Annotated in this window: 7 protein-coding genes; 4 read left to right on the top strand and 3 right to left on the bottom strand. The window is 59.1% G+C overall.

Annotated features, from left to right (window positions below):
• Window positions 1-638 (bottom strand): alpha-amylase family glycosyl hydrolase (locus HX873_RS16730; protein WP_256349638.1); only part of this gene is annotated, 638 nt, incomplete at its 3' end.
• A gap of 140 nt (window positions 639-778) precedes the next feature.
• Window positions 779-2,776 (bottom strand): alpha-1,4-glucan--maltose-1-phosphate maltosyltransferase, encoded by a 1,998-nt coding sequence (locus HX873_RS16725; protein ID WP_177122928.1) that lies wholly within the window; start codon window positions 2,774-2,776, stop codon window positions 779-781.
• A gap of 205 nt (window positions 2,777-2,981) precedes the next feature.
• Here HX873_RS16725 and HX873_RS16720 point away from each other — a divergent pair, with 205 nt between their 5' ends.
• The gene (locus HX873_RS16720) at window positions 2,982-3,140 is read left to right on the top strand and encodes a hypothetical protein (protein ID WP_166742161.1); all 159 of its coding nucleotides are present in this window, start codon (window positions 2,982-2,984) and stop codon (window positions 3,138-3,140) included.
• Window positions 3,141-3,335: 195 nt separating this feature from the next.
• Window positions 3,336-4,172 (top strand): hypothetical protein, encoded by an 837-nt coding sequence (locus tag HX873_RS16715; protein WP_087692383.1) that lies wholly within the window; start codon window positions 3,336-3,338, stop codon window positions 4,170-4,172.
• 86 nt (window positions 4,173-4,258) lie between these two features.
• On the opposite strand, the gene HX873_RS16710 is transcribed toward HX873_RS16715, so the two are convergent.
• Window positions 4,259-4,753, bottom strand: a complete 495-nt coding sequence (locus tag HX873_RS16710; RefSeq protein ID WP_087692384.1) for an MgtC/SapB family protein — start codon at window positions 4,751-4,753, stop codon at window positions 4,259-4,261.
• A 120-nt stretch (window positions 4,754-4,873) separates the two neighbouring features.
• Here HX873_RS16710 and HX873_RS16705 point away from each other — a divergent pair, with 120 nt between their 5' ends.
• Entirely contained in the window at window positions 4,874-5,113 is a 240-nt protein-coding gene (locus HX873_RS16705) for a DUF3203 family protein (protein ID WP_003207514.1), read from the top strand.
• Between the two features lie 184 nt (window positions 5,114-5,297).
• Entirely contained in the window at window positions 5,298-6,713 is a 1,416-nt protein-coding gene (gene ccoG, locus HX873_RS16700) for a cytochrome c oxidase accessory protein CcoG (protein ID WP_177122927.1), read from the top strand.
• Window positions 6,714-6,798 lie beyond the last annotated feature (85 nt).

Genomic DNA, 6,798 nt, shown 5'->3' with positions numbered 1-6,798 from the left:
GCGTCCAGGCGCAGGCCGTCGATGCCCATGTCGAGCCAGTAGCGCATCACCGACAGGACGGCTTTCATGACCTGCGGGTTATCGAAGTTGAGGTCCGGCTGGTGGGAGTAAAAGCGGTGCCAGAAGTACTGGCCGGCAACCGGGTCCCAGGTCCAGTTGGACTTTTCGGTGTCGAGGAAAATGATCCGGGTGCCGTCGTATTTCTGGTCGTCATCGGACCATACATAGAAATCCCGCGCCGCCGAGCCGGGCTTGGCCTTGCGGGCGCGCTGGAACCAGGGGTGCTGGTCGGAGGTGTGGTTGATCACCAGCTCGGTGATCACCCGCAGCCCGCGTTTATGGGCTTCGGCGATAAAGCGCTTGGCGTCGGCCATGGTCCCGTAGTCGCTGTGCACACCGCGGTATTCGGCAATGTCGTAGCCATCGTCACGGCGTGGCGAGGGGTAGAACGGTAGTAGCCAGATGGTGTTCACACCAAGGTCGGCGATGTAGTCGAGCTTGGCGATCAGCCCGGGAAAATCACCGATGCCGTCGTTGTTGGAGTCGAAATAGGATTTGACGTGAACCTGATAAATCACCGCGTCTTTGTACCAGAGCGGATCTTTGATAAAGGTGGCAGCCTTGGGTTTCTTCGCCATTGGAAACTCCTGGAAAATTCGTGAGGGCCGCTGATCGTTCCCACGCTCTGCGTGGGAATGCCTGTTGCGACGCTCCGCGTCACGCTTGGGGGACGCAGAGCGTCCGGGGCTGCATTCCCACGCGGAGCGTGGGAACGATCTCAACTTACGGTAATGCGCCAGATGCCGAATGGCTGATGCCACGGTTCGATGCGCATCCACTGGGTCTTGCCGTACCAGGTCCAGCGGTGGCCGGTCATCAGGTCTTCGCCCTGGGTCTGGGCATCGTCCGGCAAGCCCAGCTCCCACAGCGGCAACTCGAAATTGGCCTCCTGGGCGTTGAACGGGTCGAGACTCACGGCCACCAGGATAAAGTTGCTGCCATCCTCGCTGCGTTTGCCGAAGTACAGGATGTTGTCGTTCCACGCGTTGTAGAGTTTGAGCCCCAGGTGCGTCTGCAAGGCCGGGTTCTGCCGGCGGATGCGGTTGAGCTGGGCGATCTCGGCAATGATGTTGCCCGGCGCCGTGAAGTCTCGCGGGCGGATCTCGTACTTCTCCGAGTCCAGATACTCTTCCTTGCCCGGCACCGGGGCCGCTTCGCACAGTTCAAAACCCGAGTACATGCCCCACAGGCCTGAGCCCATGGTGGCCAACGCGGCGCGGATCAAGAAGCCGGCGCGGCCGGATTCATGCAGGAAGCCGGGGTTGATGTCCGGGGTGTTGACGAAGAAGTTCGGCCGGAAGCACTCGCGCCACGGCGACTCGTTCAGTTCGCTCAGGTACTCGCTCAACTCGGCCTTGGTGTTGCGCCAGGTGAAGTAGGTGTAGCTCTGGGAGTAACCAACCTTGCCCAGGCGCGCCATCATCGCCGGGGTGGTGAAGGCTTCGGCGAGGAAGATCACTTCGGGGTATTTAGAACGCACATCGCTGATCAGCCATTGCCAGAACGGCAGCGGCTTGGTGTGGGGGTTGTCGACGCGAAAGGTCTTCACGCCCTCTTCCACCCAACCGACCACGATGTCGCGCAACTCGACCCACAGGCTGGGAATCGCGTCGGCCGCATAGAAGTCGACGTTGACGATGTCCTGGTATTTCTTCGGCGGGTTCTCGGCGTATTTGATCGTGCCGTCGGGCCGCCAGTTGAACCAGCCCGGATGCTGTTTGAGCCACGGGTGGTCCTGGGAGCACTGGATGGCAAAATCCAGGGCTATTTCCAGGCCATGGTCGGCGGCGGCCTTGACCAGGTTGCGGAAATCCTCACGGGTGCCCAACTGCGAATGGATCGCCTCGTGGCCGCCCTCTTCGCTGCCGATGGCATACGGGCTGCCCGGGTCGTCCGGCCCGGCGGTCAGGGAATTGTTCTTGCCCTTGCGGTGGCTGCGACCGATCGGATGGATCGGCGGGAAGTACAGCACGTCAAAGCCCATGTCGTGGATCATCGACAGCCGTGAGTGCACATCGTTGAATGTGCCATGGCGCGCGGGATCGTCGGTGATCGAGCGGGGAAACAACTCGTACCAGCTGGCAAATTGCGCAGCCTCGCGCTCTACATCAATCGGATGCACCGGGCTGATGCTCAAATAGGCGCGGTGATCGGCCTGGGTCATCAGGTGTGCACTGTCTTCGTGCAGGAACAACGCGACCTGCTCGGTTTCCAGCAAACCGGAGAGTTCGTGGTGCAGCAACATCAAGCGGTCACGCAGCTCATTGTCACTGCGCTCGGCGGCTTGCAGGACCTGGCTGCGGCCTTCCTGCAACTCCAGGCTGACGGGCACCCCGGCCTCGTGTTTCTTGCTCAGTTCGTAGCGAAAGCTGGCAAACGTGTCGATCCAGGCTTCGATGCAATACTCATGCGGGCCCTGGGCGGTCACGGTGAATGCGCCTTCCCAGCCGTTGTTGCCGACATCGGTCATCACCACGCTGTGCCAGCTTTCTTCACTGCGCGGGCGCCAGCGGATCATCACCGCAAGCTTGTCGTGGCCATCAGCGAACACCTTGCTGGCAACCTGCACGCGCTGGCCAACCACAGCCTTGACGGCGAACTCGCCGCCATCGATCACCGGGGTCGTGCTTTCAATCGCGATCCTTGGCAGCAACAGTGCCTGGGACAGCGGTAATGTGGAGGTTGAATCGTCTTGAGTCAGTGTTTCAGCAGTCATCGAGCATCTCCCCTTAACGCCCAGTGGACGCTCCTGTGCTTGATTCAAATTCTGAAACGACGCCACTCTCCCTGAGCAGGGCCGTCTAGGTTCCGAGCATGCCGACGAGTGAAAAGTTCAGGCGGATATCCCGCCATCGGGCGGGGAATCAAATCCACCACGCGATTGTCCACCGATAGAGCAAAGCACAAAGGAGGCCATACCGATGAATATCCCTATTCCGGCTGAAACGCCTGATCCCAATATAGATAAGCCCACATTACCGCCGACCGAACCCGACCCGGTTCCCGAGCAGGAACCGCCAGGCACACAGCCACCACCGGTGGAGGAACCACCGACGACCATGCCGCCGGTGATTGTCTGAAGAGACCGATCACAGGAAGTAAAAAGCGGAAGCTTCAGGCTTCCGCGTTTACTTGAATCTATAAGCTGCACCTTCATTCACAAAAAATTATAAAGAACTGTCAAAACCGACAGTATCAGCCGAGACGAACGCCGCCCATGATCAAAGTGTGCGACGCGCGAACAACAGAACAATAAAACCTCTCGGAGATACCTCATGAAAAGAACAGCCGCCTACCTGCTGCTTTCCCTTTGCACCTTGACCGCCTGCACCACCGAACCCTCCGGCCCGCTCGATACGGAAATCGCAAGCAAATTAAACAACCGCTACCAGGACACCGCTGCTCAGTGTGCCGATGGCCTGGCCCTGTATCACTGCAATGGGGTGCTTATTCGCGTCACTGACAGCCTCATAGCATCGCCCGGCGAGCTTGAGCGCAATGCCGCCGCATTCTCTTACCTGCGAGCCGACCTGGGTATCAGGAAGCTGTTTGCACGGGACGCTGGCGTAATAATGTCGGCATTGCCCTCCACCGCAGCGGGCCCAATCAGCGTGCGCTGCTCTTTTCCCACCAATGGTGCGACAGGTGACCGCCCGGATGGATGCGGCGAAACTTCCAGGGAGCTGCCAGGCTACCAGCGTGAATGGAGCCGGCACTGCGATGAGCAAGGCGTGGTGGATGGCCCCACCTGGCTGGCCCACTTCAACAAAGTCAAACCGGCTTATTTTTTTATGTGTGCGTTTCGTGGATCGGTGCAGCAGTTTTCTCTAAGCATCACTGTCAGAAAACTGATGCCGGCAAACTATATTGAAGATTGGAATGAAGTCGTCACCTCAGCCTGGACAGTGTCCGAGATTGATAAAGTCCCCTTCCAGGCTTTCTTCTATAACGCTGCCAACTTGCCAGGAAGAGATGCGGCCAAGAAACTTCAGCGCGAGTATTACGGCTATACGCAGCGCCTGCTTCCGGTGGTTCGTGTTGACTTGCTCGCTCAAGACCAACGCATATTCGCGTATCACAAAGAAGATCAAATCACCATTCCGGTACAGTGATCAGTCCAGCAGGAGCGTGAAGTTGCACACGCCTCGATATTACGCTGTCAGCCCATTCACGCGCGACCTGATGAAAAATACGGCGACTAATTCTTTTCCAATAGCCTGACGATTCTTGGCATCACACTGAACACCGCCAAAGCCAACAACGTGCTGAGTACCGCCGTGGATTCCCGCCCCATTCCCGCCGCCACCCCAATGGCGGCGGTCATCCACAAGCCGGCGGCGGTGGTCAGCCCTTTGACGTGCTGACCCTCTTCGTCTTCCTTGCCCTTGAGGATGGTGCCAGCACCAAGAAAGCCGATACCCGCTATCACGCCCTGCAGCACACGGCTCATGGCGTCTGCCTGGGAGCCGGACATGCTCGGCACCAACACGAACAGCGCGGCGCCCAGGGCCACGAGCATGTGGGTGCGTACCCCGGCGGCCTTGCCTTTCTGTTCGCGCTCGTAACCCAGGATCCCGCCCAATATCGCGGCAATCAGCAGCCGAACGGTGATTTGCGTGAGTTGCCGGGCATCGCCGATATCGGCAAATTCCGCTTGCAGGGTTACCCAGACTTCATGCCACCAGGCGTCCATGGACGTTTCCTTGTTGGGGGTCGATAGAACATGGACAGCATCGACCGTCAGTCAGTTGCGCAGAACCATTGCCTGCGCATCCCACCCTAATCAGTAATAGCCCACAAAAAGGAGATCGATATGCCCGTACGTATCGAAGGTCAGCAATGTTTCTTCACCGTCGATGTGGACGGCCACGAGAAACAACTGGAAGCCACCCATGTCACGGTCGAAACCGACAGCGAGAAATCCATGTCGTTCGTGAAGCTGAACGGTGACCGCACCTATATCACCGAAGCCGAAGCCGACGCATTGACCGTAGCGGGTGCCAAAGACGGCCGTAAGCACTTGAAAGCTACCGACGGTGATTCGGTGATTTGATTGACCTGGATCAGCCCCGCCTCAAAAGCGCTGCACCCCGCGCACCACCGGGTGCAGCACATTGTCGCAGGCATGCACGGGCGGCCCATCTGATCCGCTTTTTATCGCCATACCTGAGTCTGTTATGCAAACAGAGCGCCGGTCATAGTTCATCTGCCTGATGGAGGCTGATGAGCGAAAGACCATGAGCGATAGAATCCCCGTCCGAACCGTAGAAGTGTTTGAGCCTGCACATCCAAAGAAGATGAAGGCCAAATCCAGCGACAACCTGATTCACACCCGCAGTTTTACCGGCCTGTTCCGTACCTTGCGCGTGGCAGGCGCAGGCTTTCTGTTCCTGGCATTTTTCGGCACCGTGTGGCTGAACTGGGGCGGACGGCAGGCGGTGTTATGGGACCTGGCTGAAAGCAAATTCCACATCTTCGGTGCCACGTTCTGGCCCCAGGATTTCATCCTGCTGTCGGCGCTGTTGATCATCTGCGCGTTCGGCCTGTTCGCCATCACCGTATTCGCGGGGCGTGTGTGGTGTGGCTATACCTGCCCGCAAAGCTCGTTTACCTGGTTGTTCATGTGGTGCGAAAAGGTCACTGAAGGCGAGCGAAACCAACGCATCAAGCTGCAAGCTGCGCCCTGGAGCCTGGACAAGCTGGCGCGGCGCTCGGCCAAGCACGCGCTGTGGCTGGGGATCAGCGTGCTGACCGGGCTGACATTTGTCGGCTACTTCACGCCGATCCGGCCGCTGGCCGAGGAGCTGCTGACCTGGCAGATGGGCGGCGTAAGCCTGTTCTGGGTGCTGTTCTTTACCGGCGCCACCTACATCAACGCCGGCTGGCTGCGGGAAGCGGTGTGCATGCACATGTGCCCGTATGCGCGGTTCCAGAGTGTGATGTTCGACAAGGACACCCTGACCATTTCCTACGACGTAGCCCGCGGCGAGAACCGTGGCCCGCGCAAACGAGACGTGCAACCGGCGGACGTCGGCCTGGGTGATTGCATCGACTGCCAGCTGTGCGTGCAGGTATGCCCCACCGGCATCGACATCCGTGACGGCCTGCAAATGGAATGCATCGGCTGCGCCGCGTGTATCGATGCCTGTGATTCGATCATGGATAAAATGGGCTATGCCCGCGGCCTGGTCAGCTACACCTCGGAGCATCAGTTGCAAGGTGGCAAGACCCATCTGCTCAGGCCACGCCTGATCGGCTACAGTGCCGTGCTGCTGGTGATGATCGGCGCGCTGGTGGTGGCGCTGGTGGAACGCCCGATGGTGTCGCTGGACGTGACCAAGGACCGGGGGATGTTCCGCGAGAACAGTGACGGCTTGATCGAGAACATCTACAGCCTCAAGGTCATCAACAAGACCCAGCAGCGCCAGGATTACCGCCTGGAGCTGATGGACGGCGACGGCTTCCAGCTGCAGGGCAAGACCGAGATCAGCCTGGCACCAGGTGAGATTACCGATGTGCCGGTGTCGGTGGCGATGACCGCAGAGAAGCCCGCCAGCAGTTCGCAGACGATCCGCTTCAAGGTCTCGGACGTGGATGAGCCGTGGATTTACAGCGCGGCGGACAGCCGGTTTGTGGCGCCATTGAATCGCTGAGCCCAAGCTTTCAGCAACACTGGAGATCAAAATGTGGGAGCGGGCTTGCTCGCGAAAGCGGTGTGCCAGTCAATGGATACATCAA

The sequence above is a fragment of the Pseudomonas sp. P7758 genome, from assembly GCF_013386485.1.
Taxonomy (GTDB): Bacteria; Pseudomonadota; Gammaproteobacteria; order Pseudomonadales; family Pseudomonadaceae; genus Aquipseudomonas.
Note: the sequence above shows the minus strand (reverse complement) of the source record. Positions and strands in the feature narration are given on the sequence as shown.

Bases quoted from the DNA above. Each gene is read 5' to 3' on its own strand.
- HX873_RS16720 (WP_166742161.1), top strand. From the start codon at position 2,982: ATGAATATCCCTATTCCGGCTGAAACGCCTGATCCCAATATAGATAAG.
- HX873_RS16715 (WP_087692383.1), top strand. From the start codon at position 3,336: ATGAAAAGAACAGCCGCCTACCTGCTGCTTTCCCTTTGCACCTTGACC.
- HX873_RS16705 (WP_003207514.1), top strand. From the start codon at position 4,874: ATGCCCGTACGTATCGAAGGTCAGCAATGTTTCTTCACCGTCGATGTG.
- HX873_RS16710 (WP_087692384.1), bottom strand. From the start codon at position 4,753: ATGGACGCCTGGTGGCATGAAGTCTGGGTAACCCTGCAAGCGGAATTT.
- ccoG (WP_177122927.1), top strand. From the start codon at position 5,298: ATGAGCGATAGAATCCCCGTCCGAACCGTAGAAGTGTTTGAGCCTGCA.
- HX873_RS16725 (WP_177122928.1), bottom strand. From the start codon at position 2,776: ATGACTGCTGAAACACTGACTCAAGACGATTCAACCTCCACATTACCG.